The organism is Microvirga sp. P5_D2 (genome assembly GCF_054049475.1).
Genome location: NZ_JBFUMH010000115.1, coordinates 1 through 17381 on the forward strand (window position 1 = coordinate 1; position 17381 = coordinate 17381).

At 60.7% G+C, this 17381-nt stretch carries 17 protein-coding genes; 11 read left to right on the forward strand and 6 right to left on the reverse strand.

Annotated features, from left to right (window positions below):
* The coding region (locus ACXJKO_RS22285; protein WP_457093261.1) for a transposase at positions 1-233 on the forward strand (233 nt) is incomplete at its 5' end.
* 31 nt (positions 234-264) lie between these two features.
* Here the strand turns inward: ACXJKO_RS22285 and ACXJKO_RS22290 are convergent.
* The 4 genes from ACXJKO_RS22290 to ACXJKO_RS22305 form a co-directional block, all read right to left on the reverse strand.
* Positions 265-1233 (reverse strand): IS5 family transposase, encoded by a 969-nt coding sequence (locus ACXJKO_RS22290; protein ID WP_457093262.1) that lies wholly within the window; start codon positions 1231-1233, stop codon positions 265-267.
* A gap of 63 nt (positions 1234-1296) precedes the next feature.
* A complete protein-coding gene (locus ACXJKO_RS22295) occupies positions 1297-1932 on the reverse strand; it encodes a 2-dehydro-3-deoxy-6-phosphogalactonate aldolase (RefSeq protein WP_457093263.1) in 636 nt (211 codons plus the stop codon).
* A complete protein-coding gene (locus ACXJKO_RS22300; RefSeq protein ID WP_457093264.1) occupies positions 1929-2873 on the reverse strand; it encodes a 2-dehydro-3-deoxygalactonokinase in 945 nt (314 codons plus the stop codon). The genes ACXJKO_RS22295 and ACXJKO_RS22300 overlap by 4 nt, the downstream gene beginning before the upstream one ends.
* A 159-nt stretch (positions 2874-3032) precedes the next feature.
* On the reverse strand, positions 3033-3674 hold the full coding sequence (locus ACXJKO_RS22305; RefSeq protein WP_457093265.1) for a GntR family transcriptional regulator: 642 nt from the start codon (positions 3672-3674) through the stop codon (positions 3033-3035).
* Between the two features lie 285 nt (positions 3675-3959).
* On the opposite strand from ACXJKO_RS22305, the gene ACXJKO_RS22310 reads away from it, so the two are divergent.
* The 10 genes from ACXJKO_RS22310 (at position 3960) to ACXJKO_RS22355 (ending at position 14084) form a co-directional block, all read left to right on the forward strand.
* Positions 3960-4976, forward strand: a complete 1017-nt coding sequence (locus tag ACXJKO_RS22310) for a Zn-dependent oxidoreductase (protein ID WP_457093266.1) — start codon at positions 3960-3962, stop codon at positions 4974-4976.
* A 44-nt stretch (positions 4977-5020) separates the two neighbouring features.
* Complete coding sequence (locus tag ACXJKO_RS22315) at positions 5021-6208, forward strand: enolase C-terminal domain-like protein (protein WP_457093267.1); 1188 nt, start codon at positions 5021-5023, stop codon at positions 6206-6208.
* Between the two features lie 21 nt (positions 6209-6229).
* Positions 6230-6979, forward strand: a complete 750-nt coding sequence (locus ACXJKO_RS22320) for an SDR family oxidoreductase (RefSeq protein WP_457093268.1) — start codon at positions 6230-6232, stop codon at positions 6977-6979.
* A gap of 146 nt (positions 6980-7125) precedes the next feature.
* Positions 7126-7806 carry an amino acid ABC transporter permease gene (locus ACXJKO_RS22325; RefSeq protein WP_457093269.1) on the forward strand — a complete coding sequence of 227 codons (681 nt, stop codon included), beginning with the start codon at positions 7126-7128 and terminating at the stop codon, positions 7804-7806.
* A gap of 1 nt (position 7807) precedes the next feature.
* Positions 7808-8506: an amino acid ABC transporter permease gene (locus ACXJKO_RS22330; RefSeq protein WP_457093270.1), complete on the forward strand. Its 699-nt coding sequence runs from the start codon at positions 7808-7810 to the stop codon at positions 8504-8506.
* A gap of 22 nt (positions 8507-8528) precedes the next feature.
* Positions 8529-9323, forward strand: coding sequence for a transporter substrate-binding domain-containing protein (locus ACXJKO_RS22335; RefSeq protein ID WP_457093271.1), 795 nt, complete (start codon positions 8529-8531; stop codon positions 9321-9323).
* A gap of 32 nt (positions 9324-9355) precedes the next feature.
* Positions 9356-10129: an amino acid ABC transporter ATP-binding protein gene (locus ACXJKO_RS22340; RefSeq protein WP_457093272.1), complete on the forward strand. Its 774-nt coding sequence runs from the start codon at positions 9356-9358 to the stop codon at positions 10127-10129.
* Between the two features lie 330 nt (positions 10130-10459).
* Complete coding sequence (locus ACXJKO_RS22345) at positions 10460-12037, forward strand: Re/Si-specific NAD(P)(+) transhydrogenase subunit alpha (RefSeq protein ID WP_457093273.1); 1578 nt, start codon at positions 10460-10462, stop codon at positions 12035-12037.
* Between the two features lie 11 nt (positions 12038-12048).
* On the forward strand, positions 12049-13479 hold the full coding sequence (locus tag ACXJKO_RS22350; protein ID WP_457093274.1) for an NAD(P)(+) transhydrogenase (Re/Si-specific) subunit beta: 1431 nt from the start codon (positions 12049-12051) through the stop codon (positions 13477-13479).
* A 338-nt stretch (positions 13480-13817) separates the two neighbouring features.
* Entirely contained in the window at positions 13818-14084 is a 267-nt protein-coding gene (locus ACXJKO_RS22355; protein WP_457093275.1) for a LysR substrate-binding domain-containing protein, read from the forward strand.
* A gap of 654 nt (positions 14085-14738) precedes the next feature.
* Here ACXJKO_RS22355 and ACXJKO_RS22360 read toward each other — a convergent pair.
* Both ACXJKO_RS22360 and ACXJKO_RS22365 read right to left on the reverse strand, forming a co-directional pair.
* Complete coding sequence (locus ACXJKO_RS22360; RefSeq protein WP_457093276.1) at positions 14739-15044, reverse strand: UBP-type zinc finger domain-containing protein; 306 nt, start codon at positions 15042-15044, stop codon at positions 14739-14741.
* Entirely contained in the window at positions 15044-16732 is a 1689-nt protein-coding gene (locus ACXJKO_RS22365) for an FAD-dependent oxidoreductase (RefSeq protein WP_457093277.1), read from the reverse strand. The genes ACXJKO_RS22360 and ACXJKO_RS22365 overlap by 1 nt, the downstream gene beginning before the upstream one ends.
* Positions 16733-17381 lie beyond the last annotated feature (649 nt).

The window sequence follows — 17381 nt, forward strand, 5'->3', positions numbered from 1 at the left end:
AAAAGGCTGCGCAGTGTCTGAAGCAACGCGGAGCCTGGTTCCTGTTCCTGCCGGCTTATTCGCCCGATATGAACCCCATTGAACAGGCCTTCGCCAAGATCAAGGCACACTTGCGCAAGGCCGAGGCGCGAACGTTCGACGCGCTCTGGCGCGCCCTCGGCGACATCTGCGATTTGTTTGAGCCGCACGAGTGTTGGAACTTCCTCAGGGCTGCCGGATRTGCGTCCGTTTAACCGTCCGATGCTTTAGCCCTCGAGTCCGCATTCAGGCAATGCGGACGGACTTCGGTCGTCCAAGCTCGAGCATGTGGTTCAAAGCGCTGATGGCAAGGGCGACCTCAGTCGCACGACGCCGGTCGGTCTGCGAGCGCAGCGCATCCCCGATCACGCGTTTGAAGCGGCTGATGGAGGTCTCCACCAGTGCCCGACGCGTGTACCCGGACCGCTTCTGCCAACTCATGCGTCCATGCTCCGCGATGCTTTGGAGATGTTGGTCGCGCTGAGAGGGAGTGCCTTCTGCCATGTCGCTCGGCACCGCCGTTGATCGTGGCGGGATGATCACGTCAGCCTCAGGATGGTGCTCGGCGACAGTGTTGTAGATGCAGGTCTGATCATAGGCTCCGTCGCCGATGAAGGAGGCGAGAGGAGCTGTGATCTGGTTGAGCAGGGGCTCGACCTGTGAGCCGTCATCGACATCTTTGGACGTCAGCTCGGAGGCGAGGATCTGTCCGGTCTCGGCATCGACACCAATGTGCAGTTTGCGCCACGACCGGCGCCGCCGGGTGCCGTGCTTCTCGGTCAGCCACTCGCCGGGTCCGCACAGACGCAGGCCCGAGCTGTCGACCAGCAGGTGGACGGGTCCTCTGGAGTTCGGACATGGCTTTGGGACCTCCAGAGTCTCGGCCCGACGGCTCAAGGTTGAGTGATCCGGCACCGCCAGATCCAGGCCCAGGAGCTGAAGGATCGAGCCGATTAGCCCCTCGGTCTGACGCAGCGCCAGCCGGAACACCGCCCGCAGCGTCAACGCCGTCTGGATGGCCAAAGCCGAATAGTGGGGCTGACCACCGCGGGTTGTGCGGGGCTCGGCCCGCCAGGCGGCAATGGCTTCCGTCGTGAACCACACGGTCAGACTGCCTCGCTGACGCAGACTGGCGTCGTACTTGGCCCAGTTTGTCACCCGGTATCGCTGCTTGGGGATGCGGTGACGGCGAGCGGCATTGGCCTTGAAGGGCATGGCAGATGTCCGACAGGAGGGGCACGGTCCTCCTATGTCGCCCGGTTCCGGTTACGAACTCGCCTATTCGTGCAACAACGCGTATTGGCGCAGCACATGACAAAACAACCGAGCTTTACTCGCGACCGATGAGGTATCGTCACCCGGCTTGAATAGCGACGAGCCGATGCCGAAGCCTGCGGCGCCAGCGGCGGTATAGGCTGCCATGTTGTCAGGCGTGACTCCGCCGACGGCGAGCACCGGGATATGGCTCGGCAGAACCGCCTTCCAAGCCTTTATGACATGCGGTGGGATTGCTTCTGCTGGAAAAGCCTTGATACCGGTGGCACCTGCATCGATCGCCGCGAAGGCTTCCGTCGGCGTTGCAACGCCCGGCAGGCTGATCATGCCGGCGCCGCGCGCGGCCTTGATAACTTCAAGACTGGCGTTCGGCGAGATGATGACCTTCGCGCCGGTAGCAGCGACATCCAAAACCTGTGTGGTAGTCAGTACTGTACCGGCGCCAATCAGAGCCTGATTGCCGAAGCGTCTGACCAGCTTTTCAATGCTTTCCAATGGCTTCGGCGAGTTGAGTGGGACCTCGATGATCCGCCAGCCGGCTTCGACCAGCACACCGCCTATCGCTTCCGCTTCGTCTGGCTCAATGCCGCGCAGAATGGCGACAAGGTTGCAGGCCTTCAGTGCCTCTTCGAAAGTCACCTCGAAACTCCTTGTTTGGCGGCTTCGGCCGCGATCAGCATGACACCTAGTTTGGCGGCGCTCTCCGGCCCAGGTTCAATGGATAGATCGAAGAGCGGCGCGACACGACTATAGTGGGCGTTCAGCAGGTCGTTGCCGACGATGCCAATGGTATCGCCATGCTTGAACCAACCCACGGCACGTGCCTGGCGAAACTCCGAGCCAATGACAAGGCCCGACACATAATCGAGGATGCTTTCGGGCTTCAGGTTGCCATCCAGAATGCCCGTGCGGGCGCTGAAGATCGCTGAGAGGAAGGCATCTGCGGCGACATCGCGGCTCGCCGCAAATTCCGCGCCGCGATCGAAACTCTGCCAGTCTGGTTCGGCACCCGAGGCGGAGCCTTGGGCCTTAGCGATGAAAGAATGCTTAGTCAGAAGCGAAAAGACTTCTCCGGTCGCGTAGGTCTGAAATGTCTTGATGCGACTGGCCTTCACCTGCGCCCATTTACTATGCGTGCCGGGCAGCACAAGAGTGCGATCCGTATCGAGGCCATAGCCGACGATTTGGGTTTCCTCGCCGCGCATGACGTCGGGAAAGGGCTTCGCTGAAGGATTGCGCATGCCGGGCAGGAAGGTGATGACGGCTCCGTTTGACAGGGTCAGCGTCTTTGTGCCGCCCGCCAGTTCGGAGATGCCGCCAGGCGTGTCGACATAGGGCACCTCGACCCAACCATTGCGGCTGGTGATCATGCCGCTTGCCAGTACCGGCAGCGGGCCAAGCGCGGAAAACCAGTCGCCGACCGTCTGCACGAGAGAGGCTTCGAACGCACCATCCTTGACGAACTGGATGCCGCCGCTCGTCGTCTCGCGCGTATCAAGCGTTTCACCGGTTCCCGAAACCAGCATCGCGCGGAGCGAGCTCGTGCCCCAATCGAGGATGATTGAGGTCGGTGTTGGCATAGGTTATCTCCTAAGGTTATGGCGCCACTCCCCCGGAAAGGACTTGAATTAACTTCAAGTATAGCCGTGATCTGCCGGAGAATAGGTTCGTAAAAAATGGCTACATTGCGCGAGAATGGTCGACGCAGCGTTGACTGCATTTACCGTTTTACTAGCTGATCAGAAGAAGTTGTTGAACGTGATCTTTCTCGACTCCTCGATGTGATGGCGCATTTGGCGCTCTACCTCCGCCTCATCGCGCGCGAGATATGCATCTATGATCGCGATGTGTTCGATGACCGAGCGATCTTCGCCGTGATACGGATGGGATACCTTGAGACGGATCCGATGGTTATGATCCAGAACAATTCCCATAGAGCTCAGCAGGAACCGATTTTTGCAATCCTTCAGTAAGCCATCGTGCAAGGCTCGGTCGATGTCGATGAAGTAACGACGTTTCGCTTCTTCCGATAGATCGCCCGGGGGATTGGCGAGCTTTTCGCGAAGGGCCTTCAACCATTCCTTACTAGAATTTTGGCGGCAGGACTGCACTGCTATAGATGGCTCGGTCAGAAGGCGCATCTCGTAGATGTCCCGAATCAGGTCGGCGGTCACTTCCGCGACGATCATCCCCTTGCTGGGATAGATGTAGATGAAGCCCTCTTTGCTCAGCCGCTGGCAAGCCTCTCTGATCGGCGTCCGGCTCAAACCTAGCTCCTTCTGTAGCGTTTCCTCGCTGACATCGCTGAGCGGCAAAAGTTCCCCCTCGATAATCTTGAGCTTAATCGCCTCGTAGGCGGCTGCGGTTTTTGTGTTTGCCATCTTTCGCCTTCCACACCCCAAGAACGATACGCAGATCTTGCAAGGTCGCATTATCTGCATGGGCTAATGGACTAAAAAAAGCAACCAATATATCGGTTGCATACCGAATTGAATTTGGTTATGGTCAGTTCGAATAGAGGCGCGAAGGAGAACCGCTGCCTCAGGGCGAGCATCCAATTTTCTTGAAAAGCCGACCGCTCCTGATCTGCGGTTGCCGAGACAATCGCAGAGGGATCGCGGGGCCTTTTTGACCGCCGGATGGGGATCGGAGCAGGACCAGACCAGATGAAGAGCATACTTGTTGAAGGCCCGGGCCAGCTTAAGCTGGTAGAAAGACCAGTTCCCAACCCTGAGCAGGGTGAAGTCCGCGTGCGGGTCGGCCATGCTGGCATTTGCGGCTCAGATATCCATATCTATCACGGCACGCACCCCTTCGTGCGTTATCCCCGCGTGATCGGGCACGAGTTCGCCGGCACCATCGATGCCGTCGGGCCGGGCGTCGACGCCGCCCGGATCGGCCAGCGCGTTGCTGTCACACCGGTCATCAGTTGCGGCGAATGCTATCAGTGCCGGGTTGGTCGCCCCAATGTCTGCGCAAACCTTCAGGTCGTCGGCGTGCATCGAGACGGCGGCTTCAGCGAGTATTGCTGCGTTGCCGCAGATCTCGCCCACGCTGTTCCCGATACTGTTGATGATCGCGCTTCAGCGACGGTCGAGCCCTTTTCCATTGCGGCCAACATGCTGTCGCGCACTGGGGTCGAACCTTTCGAAGTGGCGCTTGTTTACGGCGCCGGTCCGATCGGCATGACCGTCATTCAAGCGCTCAAGGGTGTCTATCAGGTCGAAACGCTCATTGTTGCGGAACGCATTGAGGCAAGGCTCGATTGGGCACGTGCCGCAGGCGCCGATCTGGCCATCAACACGTCTGATCGTAAACTGTCAGATGTGCTGGCCGAGAGGGGGCTGGCGCCGACGCTCATTATCGATGCCGCATGCCATCCAACCATCCTCGAAGAGGCGATCGATCTCGCAGCACCCGCCGCGCGTATCGGCCTCATGGGCTTTTCGCCGGATCCGAGTCACGTCTCTCAGAGGAAGCTTAATGCGAAAGAGCTTTCGATCTTCGCCTCCCGGCTTAATAATCGGCAGTTCCCCAATGTCATTGATTGGATGGCGCGAGGGCAGATCAAGCCAGCGCAATTCATCAGCCACAGCTTCCCGTTCACGAATGTCCATGATGCCTTCGCGCTTCTCGAAACCGCACCGGCCGATTGCTGCAAGGTGATGCTCGATTTCGCTTGAGCACGCCCACGCCATACGCCCGCGCAGACAAGGAATTTTACCCGATGCAGATCGTCAAAGTCGAAGCCCGCCACGTCGCCCAATCCATGTGGGGCAATTTCTGGCAGCAGCAGAAGAGTGTCCGTGGTCCAAGCCCGATGAATGAATTCGCGCGCCGTGGCGAAGGCTGGTCCTGGTACACCTGGCCACAGGGCATCGTCGTCGTACGGGTCACCCTTGAGGACGGCACGACGGGTCTCGGTTATGCCGAGGACGGGATCGGTGTCGCGACGCTGATGGTCAACGGACATCTCGCACGGATTGCCACCGGACTGGATGCCTGGGCGACCGAAGCCGTTTGGGAGCAGATGTTCCGCGCTTCCATCGTTTACGGGCGAAAAGGTGCCGCACTTCTTGCGATGAGCGCCATCGATATCGCCATTTGGGACGCTCTTGGAAAGCAGGTCGGTCAGCCGGTTTATCGCCTGTTGGGCGGTCACCACCAGAAGCAGATCCGCGCATACGCGAGCAAGGTCCAGCCCGACGACGATCTGAAGGAAGTCAAGCGCATGGCGCGCGACTATGTCGAGCGCGGTTATCAGGCGATTAAAGCAAACTTTCCCTATGGCCCGGCGGATGGACGCGAGGGGCTGGTAAAAAACCTGCGTTATATTGCGGCTGTCCGTGAGGAGGTCGGCGACAGCATCGATCTCATGACAGACGCCTATATGGGCTGGAACAGGCCCTTCGCATTGGAAATGATCCGGGAGTTGCGCCGGTTCTCACTGCGGTGGGTCGAAGAGCCGCTCATCCCGGACGATATCTCCGGACATGCCATGCTGCGTGAGCAGAACTTCGTCCCGATCGCGACCGGCGAACATGAATTCTCTCGCTATGGCTTTCAGCAGCTTCTGGAGGCTCGCGCCGCCGATGTCCTGCAGCCCGATGTGCATAGGGTCGGTGGCCTGACCGAGTTCCGGCGTGTTGCGCAGATGGCGTCTGGATCCGGTATTGAGGTGACGCCGCACGTCTACTCTGCGGCGACGCTTCACGGCGTGCTGTCGCAGCCGAACTGCACCTGGATCGAACATCTGACCAACCCATCGTTCTGGGGTGAGGGCCAGCGCGTGAAACCGCTCTTCCTCGGCGAACCGGAAGTCGTCAACGGTGCGCCGGAAATGCCGACAGAGCCTGGCATCGGCTTGCGCATTAACGTCGATGCCATTCCGGAACTTCGCGACTGGGCCGAATAAGTATCCGAAGGAGGAGAGATCATGAGCAATGACAAAACCCTTTCCGGACAAACGGCCTGGATTCTCGGCGGCGGCAGTGGTCTTGGCGCAGCCGCAGCCGACAGCCTGGCGTCGCTCGGGGCACGCGTGGTGGTTTCCGGTCGACGCGTCGACGCGCTCGACAGGACCGTGAAGCGGATCGGCGATGCAGGCGGCAGCGCCGAAGCCATCCCGGTGGACGTGCTCGAGCGAAGTCAGATCGAAGCCGCTGCCGCGAAGATCGGAGCCATGGATATCCTCGTCTACAGCTCCGGAACAAATGTGCCGCGCAGGCGCCTCGCCGAACTGAATGGCGCGGATTGGGACCGCATCGTCGATATCAACCTCAATGGCGCCCTCCACTGCGTTCAAGCGGCGCTTCCGGGCATGCGCGTCAAGGGAGCAGGGACAGTCGTGGTGATATCGTCTTGGGCGGGTTGGCGTATGGAACCCGTGGCGGGCGCTTCCTATTCAGCGACCAAGCACGCTCTTCCGGCTCTCTGTGAGACGATCAACATCGAGGAAGGGCCCAACGGCATTCGCGCAACCTGCCTCATGCCTGCGGAAGCCAGTACCGAAGTTCTCGATACCCGTGCAAACCCGCCTTCTATAGAAGCCAGAGCGAAGATGCTGCGCGCGGCAGACGTCGGCAATATCATTGGATATGTCGCCGGCGCTCCGTCCGGTGTGTGCTTCAATCAGATTGTGATGAGCCCCGTGCATAATAATTTCTACGTCCCGCGGACAGTATAAGGCTCGCGTGACGATCGATGCGAAACACCGGAACGGGGACGCATCTGAGAGAATGTATGGAATGTGGTGGCGAGAGGCGAACAGAAGTCCCCGTCTTCGACAGGGCCTGAAGTCCGTAGCGCCCAACAGGAAGGGAGGAACACCGCATGAGTTATAGTTTTGATTTCAACTCCGTTTTGACACGGAGCGATGAACTACTTTACGGCGCATGGCTGACGCTCGCCATCACCATGATCTCGCTCGTAATCGGCGTTGTGATCGCCGCGCTCGGTGCCTACCAGCTCACCAATGGCAGCCGCTGGACGCAAAGGATATGGGGCGCCTATATCGAGATTGTGCGCAACACGCCGCTACTGGCGCAGCTATTCCTGATCTTCTTCGGCCTTCCCGCCTTGGGCGTTAGGCTGGACGCGAATGTGGCGGCCGTAGTCGCGTTGTCGTTCAATTTCGCTGCCTACGCCGCCGAGATTATCCGTTCCGGCGTGGAGAGCATTCCTGCCGGACAGGCCGAGGCGGGTAAGGCTCTCGGATTGAACGGCAGGCAGGTCTTCTTCCGCGTAATCCTGAAGCCGGCACTTGCGACGATTTATCCAGCCCTTGCCGCCCAATGTGTTCTCGTTCTGCTCGGAAGCGCCGTCATCTCGACCATTTCTGCAACCGACCTGAGCTCCAGTGCAGCAGTCATCCAGGCTGCGACTTTCCGGCCGTTCGAGGTCTACTTTGTAGTCACCGCGATCTACCTAGTGATGGCCCTTGGACTGCAAGGTTCGCTCGACTTGCTCGGCCGCGTCGCATTTCCGTTCAAATCTCCCCGGGAGGCCCGCTGACATGCACCAGTTCGGCTATAATCACGTCATGTATCTTGTCGAGGCTGCCCGCTGGACAGTCGCCCTTTCGATGATCGCTTTTGCCGGCGGAAGCGTGCTCGGCTTCTTCTTTGCGTTGGCTCGCGTCCAGCCAGGTAGCGGACTGGTTCGCCGCATAGCACTGGTCATCATGCGCTTGTTTCAAGCGACGCCTTTGCTGATGCAGCTATTCATCTTCTATTTCGGCCTGAGCATCATCGGCTTCGAGTTGAGCGCATGGACGTCTGCGAGCATCGCGTTRATCGTCTATACCGGCACGTTTCTGGGCGAAATCTGGCAGGGCTGCATCAATGCCGTGCCGAACGGGCAGAGTGACGCCGGCAAGGCGCTCGCGTTGCGCTATTCGCAGCGTATGAGCCGCATCATTCTGCCGCAAGCGTTCCGCATCGCGTTGGCGCCCACCGTCGGATTTCTCGTGCAGGTCATCAAGAGCACCTCACTTGCGTCGATCGTTGGCTTCGCGGAACTCATTCGCGCCAGCCAGATGGTCAACAACGTCACGCTCCGACCTTTGCTCGTCTATACGATCGTAATGCTGATCTACTTCGTTCTCTGCTGGCCGCTTTCCTTGTGCAGCCGCTATCTCGAACGCCGCTTGGCCGCCAAAGGACGCACCGGCGGCGCCCCCCTCAACACCAAACTGCAAGCTGTTGCAGCGTAACTTCAACCAAGGAGGAAATACCATGAATTTCGAAAAGCTTTTCAAACTCGCAGCCGCAGGGCTGGTTGCCTCGGTCGCGCTGTTCGGCAGCGCGCACGCGCAGTCCACCGACGATATCGTCAAGCGCGGCAAGCTACTCGTCGCGATCGATACCACCTATGCGCCGTTTGGCACGATCAACGAGAAAATGGAGCCCGACGGCTTCGAGGTCGAACTGGCGAAGCAGATGGCGTCAGCCCTAGGCGTGACCGCGGAGATCGTCTCGGTTAATACCGCCAACCGGATTCCTGTGCTCCTGACCAACAAGGCTGACATCACCTTGTCGACCTTGGCGATCACGCCGCAGCGGGCCGCGCAGGTCATGTTCTCCATTCCGTATTCTGGCGTGAAGTTCCAGATCATCTCGGAAAAGTCGCGCAATATCAAAGGCCCGGCCGACCTTGCAAACCTCAAAGTTGGCGTCATCCGTGGCGGCGCTGCACAAGCACCCTTAAACGCTGTCGCGCCCAAGAATGCGACCATCGTCCAGTTCGATGACGTTGCCGGCTGCGTCCAGGGTCTTCTGTCGGGACAGGTGGATGCGATTGCTGAGGGCTGGCTTTTGCCCGCAAAGATGAACCAGACCGCAGGTTCTGAGAAATATGAAGCCAAGTTCGATCTAGGTGAGTCTCACTACGGTATGGCTGTCCGTCGCGGCTCCTTTGATCTTCTGCAATGGGTGAACACGTTCATCTACACCTATAAGACCAACGGCAAGCTCGCTGAACTTCACCAGAAGTATATTCAGCTGCCGCTGCCCAACCTGCCCTCGTTCTGAGTCGGCTCACAGAACCTTTGAAGGAGATAAAGATGGGCCACGCTGTAAAGATCGCTGATACGAACGAACGGAACCTTGCCGTCTCAATCAGAGACGTGAACAAGTGGTATGGTTCGCACCACGCCCTGAAACACGTCTCGCTTGACGTCGAAGCCGGGCGCCGTGTTGTAGTCTGTGGCCCATCTGGCTCCGGAAAGTSGACTCTCATCCGTTGTATCAACGGCTTGGAGGAGTTCCAGAAAGGGGACATCGTCGTCGACGGTGTCCCGCTCAGGCCCGATATGAAGGGCGTGGAAAAGGTCCGCGAGAATGCGGGCATGGTTTTCCAGCAATTCAACCTGTTCCCGCACTTGACGGTTCTGGACAACTGCACCCTTGCTCCGATGCTTGTGAAAAAGGCTTCAAAGGCTACGGCGCGAGATACCGCGATGCGGTTCCTGGAGAAGGTCAGGATTCCAGAACAGGCAAACAAATTCCCGGGCCAGTTGTCGGGCGGTCAGCAACAGCGTGTGGCAATTGCGCGGGCACTGTGCATGATGCCGAAGATCATGCTTTTCGATGAGCCGACATCCGCACTCGATCCAGAAATGGTGAACGAGGTTCTCGACACTATGATCGAGCTGGCCCGTGAAGGCATGACCATGGTCTGCGTCACGCATGAGATGGGCTTTGCCCGCAAAGTCGCAGACAGTATCGTATTCATGGATGCAGGTGCGATCTCGTTTTCCGGCTCCCCCGATCAGTTCTTCCAGAACAACGATAACCCGAGAGTTCGAGATTTTATCGGGAAGATAAACCATGGCTGATACGGTTCTTTAGCACTGCTTAAGCGTTCAAACCGTGGCTGCCTACCTCCACCGTGTATGTCGCATATCGCCCAAGAGTGCGATGCGATTTTCGCCGGAGCGACGCTCGCGCGAAGACGAGTAAACTGCGCTTAGAAAGCGGGAAACGCTACTTCGGTTGCAGGAGTGAGATGGGATCTCACAAGGGCTGTGCTCAAAGCAGAAAATGACCAGGATAGGCTGGAACACGGCGAGGTGTACCGGCGGTACCTATCTGCTCTGATTATTCAGCATCCGCTTTTCGAAGCTGGGAATAGAATTCAAGCAGGCGACGCGGGGATATAGATGAACATGTCAAATAGGATTGGGGTGCCGCGGGAAACCGGCGCAGGCGAGGCACGTGTGGCGCTGACGCCGGACAGCGCCCAGGGGCTGCTGAAACTCGGTTACAAGTGTTTGGTGGAGACGGGTGCCGGCAATGCCGCAGGCTTTTCGGACGAAGCCTATCGTGCGGCAGGCGTTACAGTCGTCGATAGCGCTCGCGCGCTTTTCGCGCAGGCCGACGTCGTTGCGAAGGTTCGGCCGCCGGAGAGTACAGAAGTGGAGCTGTTGCGCCCAGCCCAGACGCTGATCTCATTCTTCTACCCTGCCCAGAACAAGGATCTGCTAGAGCAGGCGAGGGAGCGGGGCGCCACCGTCATCGCCATGGACATGGTGCCGCGCATCTCCCGCGCTCAGAAGATGGACGCGCTCTCCTCCATGGCCAACATCGCCGGCTACCGCGCCGTGATCGAGGCCGGCAACCACTTCGGCCGCTTCTTCACCGGCCAGGTCACGGCTGCCGGCAAGGTGCCGCCGGCCAAGGTGCTGGTGGTCGGCGCGGGCGTGGCTGGACTGGCCGCCATCGGCACGGCGGCCTCGCTCGGTGCCATCACCTATGCCTTCGACGTCCGGCCTGAGGTTGCCGAACAGATCGAGTCCATGGGGGCGCAGTTCGTCTTTCTCGATTTCGATGAGGCGCAGGATGGGGCTGCCACCGGCGGCTATGCCGCGCCTTCCAGCCCGGAGTTCCGCGAGAAGCAGCTCGCCAAGTTCCGCGAACTCGCCCCGGAGATCGACATCGTCATCACCACGGCTCTGATCCCCGGACGGTCGGCCCCGAAGCTGTGGACGGCCGACATGGTCGCTGCGATGAAGCCGGGCTCGGTGATCGTCGATCTCGCGGCAGAGCGCGGCGGCAACTGCGACCTGACCGTGCCGGACGAGAAGGTGGTGACGGAGAACGGCGTAACCATCATCGGCTATACCGACTTCCCGAGCCGCATGGCGGCCCAGGCCTCGACGCTGTACGCCAACAACATCCGCCACATGCTCACCGACCTGACGCCGAACAAGGATGGGGTGATCGTCCACAACATGGACGATGACGTGATCCGCGGCGCCACGGTCACGCACCAGGGTACGATCACCTATCCGCCACCCCCGCCCAAGGTGCAGGCGATCGCCGCTGCCAAGCCCAAGGAGAAGGTGAGGGAGCTCACCCCGGAGGAGAAGCGGGCCCAGGAGGCGGCCGCCTTCCGGAGCCAGACCAAGACCCAGGTCGGACTGCTTGTCCTAGGCGGGCTGCTGATTGCGCTGATGGGGGCCTATGCCCCAGCCAGCTTCATGGCCCACTTCATCGTCTTTGCACTCGCCTGCTTTGTCGGCTTCCAGGTGATCTGGAGCGTCAGCCACTCGCTGCACACGCCGCTGATGGCCGTGACCAATGCCATCTCCGGGATCGTGGTGCTGGGCGCCCTGCTGCAGGTCGGCTCCAGCCACTGGCTGGTGGTGGCACTCGCCTCGTTATCCTTCCTGATTGGCACCATCAACATCGTCGGCGGCTTCCTGGTCACCCGCCGGATGCTGGCCATGTTCCAGAAGTCTTAGAGGATCGTCCGATGAGCTTTGGTCTTGTCTCTGCCGCCTATGTGGCGGCCGCCGTTCTGTTCATCCTGTCGCTCGGCGGCCTCTCGGGCCAGGAGAGCGCCAAGCGGGCTGTCTGGTACGGCATTGCCGGCATGGCGCTCGCTGTGGGGGCCACCGTGTTCGGCCCCGGCGTCGGCAACTATTCGGTCATTGCTGCGATGCTGGTGATCGGCTCTGTCCTGGGCTGGTATGTGGCGAAAAAGGTTGCAATGACCGAGATGCCGCAACTGGTGGCAGCGCTGCACTCCTTCGTCGGCTTGGCGGCCGTGTTCATCGGCTTCAACGCCGACCTCGAGCTTGGGCGGGTGCTGGCCCTGGATGAGGCCGCGCGGCAGGCCCTGACCGGCTTTGCCGGGGTGCTGGCGCACAAGAGCAGGGTGGAGGTTTCCATCTTGCGGGTGGAGGTGTTCCTCGGCGTGTTCATCGGGGCGGTGACGTTCACCGGTTCGGTGATTGCCTTTGGCAAGCTCGCCGGCAAGGTCGACGGCAAGGCGAAGAAGCTGCCGGGCGGACAGGGGCTCAATGCCGGGGCGGCGCTCCTCTCGCTCGTCCTCCTGGTGCTGTACGTGCAGGGGGCGGGCATCTGGGCCCTGGTGGCGATGACGCTCTTGGCCTTCTTCATCGGCTATCACCTAATCATGGGCATCGGTGGAGCTGACATGCCGGTGGTGGTCTCGATGCTCAACTCCTACTCGGGCTGGGCAGCGGCCGCCATCGGCTTCACTCTCGGCAACGATCTGCTGATCGTCACCGGCGCGCTGGTGGGCTCCTCCGGTGCGATCCTGAGCTACATCATGTGCAAGGCCATGAACCGGAGCTTCATCAGCGTGATCCTCGGCGGCTTCGGGGGCACCACGGGCCCGGTGATGGCGATTGCCGGCGAGCAGATCGCCATCGACGCCGATGGCGTGGTGACCGCCCTAGAGGAGGCCGACAGCGTTGTCATCGTGCCAGGCTACGGCATGGCCGTGGCGCAGGCGCAGCAGGCGGTAGCCGAACTCACCCGTCGGTTGCGGGCCAAGGGCAAGGACGTGCGCTTTGCCATCCATCCAGTGGCGGGCCGCCTGCCGGGGCACATGAACGTGCTCTTGGCCGAGGCGAAGGTGCCCTACGACATCGTGCTGGAGATGGACGAGATCAACGAGGACTTTGCCAGCACCGATGTGGTGATCGTGATTGGCTCGAACGACATCGTCAATCCGGCCGCGCAGGAGGACCCGAACAGCCCGATTGCCGGCATGCCGGTGCTGGAGGTGTGGAAGGCCAAGCAGGTGTTCGTCTCGAAGCGCGGGCAGGGGACCGGGTATTCCGGCATTGAGAACCCGCTGTTCTACAAGGACAACACCCGCATGTTCTACGGCGATGCCAAAGCCAGCATCGATCAGCTCGTGCAATCCATCTGAAAGGTTCCTTCGTGGACGGCGCCACCGATCGTCCACGAAGGTCTCCTCCTGGCACTTCCAAGACGTACGCCGCATGTCTGTTTCAGGATGGAATGCGGTCATTCATCGTGGCGTATGTTGCCTATAACGCAGCTTGCGCCGGGGCTTATTGCTTCACGGGTCAGGCGCAGACTGAGTTCAGCTCGTGTACGCGTCGAGGGGCGATTTCTTGTCAAAATGTTTGTTATCGGTTTTTGCTGGTTCTGTCGCAAACTCAGTTTTTACTTGCTTGTACTTGCGAACTCACGGTGAGCAGCTGCTGTAGAATCAACGGCTTGGCGCCGCTGCCATGACTGAAAATGGTGCTGAAAAATGCCTATACTTCGAGTTTGCGACAGAACCTCATCAACCTGGTCGCGGCTCAACTGGGTGTCGCGATCGTACCGCGGTGGACGTCACGCATGGCGACGCCGGGCGTCCGCTACGTTCCTCTCGAGGAAGCAGCAGGTGCGATGAACAGGCTGCCGCTTGCAGCCGCGTGGATCCGCGGCTCCCGCGATGCCGTGCGCGACGAGATGCTGGCCATGCTGCGGGACAACCTGGGGAGCTACGCCGAACAGGCCTGAGTGAACGCCAATCGCTCTCCTTTTTATTGCGCGTCACAGACCTGGATCGAATGCCCGAACTTGGAGAGGAGAGCAGTCAGTCGAGACTGCAAGAACGTCGGCTACTGGCACATCTGCGAAGTAGACCGAAGGTCTGCTGGGGAAGGGGACAACAGACATTCCTGAGGTATCCGCAATTTCCTCGGATGACCCTAAGCGGTCCTTCCCGATCCCGCGGGTGTGGTTTTTTCCTCATGGTGATGCGAGAGGAAAGGCAACCGGCAACATGCCGGCTTGATTTTAGCAGAAGATCCGAATGGCACATTCTCCGGTGGCGGGTTGTCCCGGCCAATGTGTTCTCCATCAATGTGGAGAAGCCGGCTTGCGCCACACGCTTGTCAGCAGAGGATGTGTCATGGATCCTCGCCTCCTGACCCAGCCCACTGCTTCCAGGTGGCAAGCTTACTCCCTCCGCTTACTGATGGTGGGCCGAGGTTGCCCATTGCCAGCTTCAGCCGATCCCGTGCCCCTCGCCAGGACTGGCACCGATCTTCCACGGTTCGATCCTGACCACATGGTTTGCCGCCGGACCAAACCTGATCTGCGGTTCGTTCAGGAGAGCCGCGCCCGCTGTCGCCAGACGTATATGTGCCAGTTCCACGTGAGCGGAGGAACTCAAACGAAACGCGGGATCGGACCCCGTTGCGGCGTCTGATCGGGCAGGTCGACCTCGGTTTCGTCGATGTAGCACCATCCCCAGCCCTCGGGCGGATCATAACCCTCGATGATGGGGTGGCCGGTCGCCTCGAAATGCTTTGTCGCGTGACGGTTGGGCGAGTCGTCGCAGCAGCCGACATGGCCGCATGTCCGGCACAGGCGCAGATGCACCCAAGGTGAGCCGCTCTTCAGGCATTCCTCGCAACCGAGGGCGCTCGGCTCGACATCCTGGATACTCGCGACATGGCTGCATTGACCACTCATCAGGTCGTCCTCATCGATTGCGGCACACTGGGCTGCCGACTTTGCCCTGCAAGGTAGGCGTGCAAAGCTGCCACGACCTGGGCACCTTCCCCGACCGCGGCCGCTACCCGCTTGACCGAGCCAGAGCGCACGTCGCCGATGGCGAAGACGCCGCTGCGACTGGTCTCCAGCATGTGCCGCTCCTGACCTGCCGCGGCTCCGGTCCTGATGAAACCCTTTCCATCCAGGGCGATGTCGCTGTGGGCGAGCCAGTCGGTGTTGGGATCGGCACCGATGAAGAGGAACAAGTGGCGGATCAGGCATTCCCCTTCCTCCCCCTGGCGGTTGCGCCAACGGATGGATTCGAGGTTCTCTCCCTGTCCGACCAACGCCGTGACCGTCGTCTCGGGCAAAAGTTTGATGTTGGGCTGAGCCTCGATGCGCTCGATGAGGTAGCGCGACATACTGGCCTCCAGCCCAGAACCTCGCACGAGAAGCCACACTGTCTTCACTTGGCTCGCCAGGTAGACGGCCGCTTGCCCAGCCGAATTGCCGGCCCCCACCAGCGCGACCTCCTGTCCGGTGCACAGCCTCGCCTCGATCGGGGAGGCCCAGTAGTGAACACTTGATCCCTCGAACTGCGCCAGGTTGGCCACCTCAAGGCGACGGTAGCGGGCGCCGCTGGCCACGATCACCGCTCGCGCGTGCACGGTCTCATCACCACCCGTCCTGAGGCGATACTGTCTGCCGCCATCACCGGCGGCGATGCTCAGATGTTCGGCCTCGTTGGGGATGACCATCTCCACGCCAAACTTCTGCGCCTGGTTGTAGGCCCGCGCCATCAGCGCCATGCCGGAGATCCCGGTTGGGAACCCGAGATAATTCTCGATTCGGGCGGAGGCACCCGCCTGACCACCGAAGGCTCGGCAGTCGAGCACGATGACGGACAGGCCCTCTGAAGCCGCATAGACGGCCGCCGCCAGGCCGGCTGGACCGGCACCGATGATGGCGACGTCATAGAGCTTCGATCCATCGATCGGCCCCACGAGCCCAAGGCACCGGGCGAGCTCCCGCTCGCCGGGATTGAGCAGGAGCTGTCCGTTCGGGCACAGCACGATCGGCAGGTGGTGGGGGTCGACATGGAACCGCTCGACCAGGGTTCTGGCGCAGGGATCCGTGTCGGCATCCAGCACGCGGTGCGGGTGGCCGCTCCGGGCCAGAAATCCTTGCAGCCGCAGCAGGTCGCCACTGTCCTGGTGCCCGATGATGATGGGTCCGATGCCGCCGCTTTCCAGGAGACCCACGCGGCGTAGGATGAGCGCCCGCATGACGCGCTCGCCGAGGTTGGCCTCCTGGACCATCAGGTCGCGCAGCCGTCGCGAGGGGATGACGAACGCGTCGACGGGCTCGATGGCCTCGGCCGTCACGAGCGAGGGCCGTTCGGAGAGCTGCGCCAACTCGCCCGCGAAGCTGCCAGGGCCATGAACGACGATGGTCTCGCGCCGGTCGCCGCCACCGTCCTGGCTGACCTCGACCTTGCCGGACACGACCACGATGAGCCCTGGTGCGATCTCTCCGGCCCTGACGATGCGCTCGCCGGCCGCGAACGTCGCAGCCTCGCCGAAACGGCGCATCCGGGCGATATCGTCCGGAGGCAGGGTCGGAAACATCTGATCGCGACGGGCCGCGTACGTGGCAGACACAGGCATGGTTCCCGCCATTCTGCTCGGAGCGTAGAAGGTGGATCGTCCTTCCGCTCAGGTCATGCGGCGCAGCCTAGCCTGTACGGCTTGGCTTGAACAGAGCCCGGGTGTCTTGCTTGCCTCACGGAGGCTGACAGCCCCTTTTTGACGACGAAATGCGACTTGGCAGCCTTTCCTGTAACAAGTTGAGACCGTTAATCCTTGGCGTTGCATAGGGCGGTAAGAAAGGGCCGCTTTTGGCACCTCTCGGAAGTAGACTAAGAGTCTGCTCTCGCCAGGAACATCAGACGTTCCTGGAGATCAGGTGATCGGCAGAGGATGACCCGTATGTATGGACCGGCCGTGCGTCGCAAGAGGCTTTTCGCGATGGTGAGGGTGGTCTTGCGCTCATGGATCCGGCCCGTGCGGAGGCGAACTCCTGGCCATCATGGATATCCGCGCGCATCTGTTCTCATCAGCAGATCGGCCCTTTACGGCCATCAGGGTCACCAGAGCACAGATACGACGGCGCGACCGTTCTCCATCTCGTCTTCCTCTCGCAGACCTCGGCGGGTTCTAATCGGCTAGTGGTAGTAGAGGGGCGGGATCGCCCTTAGCCCCTCACAGCCGCTGTTCGTGGTTCATAGGTGCGGTTCTGGCTCAGCACGCTCCAGGC

What these genes read in the sequence shown, in the direction of transcription:
- ACXJKO_RS22290 (WP_457093262.1), bottom strand. Translation starts at nt 1,233, where the DNA reads ATGCCCTTCAAGGCCAATGCCGCTCGCCGTCACCGCATCCCCAAGCAG.
- ACXJKO_RS22300 (WP_457093264.1), bottom strand. Translation starts at nt 2,873, where the DNA reads ATGCCAACACCGACCTCAATCATCCTCGATTGGGGCACGAGCTCGCTC.
- ACXJKO_RS22305 (WP_457093265.1), bottom strand. Translation starts at nt 3,674, where the DNA reads ATGGCAAACACAAAAACCGCAGCCGCCTACGAGGCGATTAAGCTCAAG.
- ACXJKO_RS22310 (WP_457093266.1), top strand. Translation starts at nt 3,960, where the DNA reads ATGAAGAGCATACTTGTTGAAGGCCCGGGCCAGCTTAAGCTGGTAGAA.
- ACXJKO_RS22315 (WP_457093267.1), top strand. Translation starts at nt 5,021, where the DNA reads ATGCAGATCGTCAAAGTCGAAGCCCGCCACGTCGCCCAATCCATGTGG.
- ACXJKO_RS22320 (WP_457093268.1), top strand. Translation starts at nt 6,230, where the DNA reads ATGAGCAATGACAAAACCCTTTCCGGACAAACGGCCTGGATTCTCGGC.
- ACXJKO_RS22325 (WP_457093269.1), top strand. Translation starts at nt 7,126, where the DNA reads ATGAGTTATAGTTTTGATTTCAACTCCGTTTTGACACGGAGCGATGAA.
- ACXJKO_RS22335 (WP_457093271.1), top strand. Translation starts at nt 8,529, where the DNA reads ATGAATTTCGAAAAGCTTTTCAAACTCGCAGCCGCAGGGCTGGTTGCC.
- ACXJKO_RS22345 (WP_457093273.1), top strand. Translation starts at nt 10,460, where the DNA reads ATGTCAAATAGGATTGGGGTGCCGCGGGAAACCGGCGCAGGCGAGGCA.
- ACXJKO_RS22350 (WP_457093274.1), top strand. Translation starts at nt 12,049, where the DNA reads ATGAGCTTTGGTCTTGTCTCTGCCGCCTATGTGGCGGCCGCCGTTCTG.
- ACXJKO_RS22355 (WP_457093275.1), top strand. Translation starts at nt 13,818, where the DNA reads ATGGTGCTGAAAAATGCCTATACTTCGAGTTTGCGACAGAACCTCATC.
- ACXJKO_RS22360 (WP_457093276.1), bottom strand. Translation starts at nt 15,044, where the DNA reads ATGAGTGGTCAATGCAGCCATGTCGCGAGTATCCAGGATGTCGAGCCG.
- ACXJKO_RS22365 (WP_457093277.1), bottom strand. Translation starts at nt 16,732, where the DNA reads ATGCCTGTGTCTGCCACGTACGCGGCCCGTCGCGATCAGATGTTTCCG.